Annotated in this window: 1 protein-coding gene; it reads left to right on the top strand. The window is 55.7% G+C overall.

Annotated features, from left to right (window positions below):
* The coding region (locus ABHV44_RS16280) for a hypothetical protein (RefSeq protein WP_459075772.1) at positions 1–305 on the top strand (305 nt) is incomplete at both ends.

The raw sequence follows: 305 nt of genomic DNA, 5'->3' as shown, positions 1-305 counted from the left end.
TCAGGCAGTGCTTCTTTCGAAGTACCAGCGGGCAGCGAGATCGCCTTCATCATCAACGCAACAGACGACCAGCTCGGATCAGCCGTGGCCAACGTGACGAACATCACGATCGAAGCCACGCCACTGGAATGCCCAGTAGTAGATTGCTTCATCCGTGAGTTCACCGCCACCGATTCATGTGGCAACACCTCGGTAGCACACCAGTTCTTCACGATCCAGGACACGACAGCACCGGTTGTTGAGTTTGCACCAGCAGACACCACCCTGGAATGCGGAGTTGAGATCCCACAGGTAGCACCAGTGTT

Origin of the sequence: Halocola ammonii (assembly GCF_049334165.1) — a bacterium.
In the GTDB taxonomy this organism is placed as follows: Bacteria; Bacteroidota; Bacteroidia; order Flavobacteriales_D; family Sanyastnellaceae; genus JBEGHD01.
Note: the sequence above shows the minus strand (reverse complement) of the source record. Positions and strands in the feature narration are given on the sequence as shown.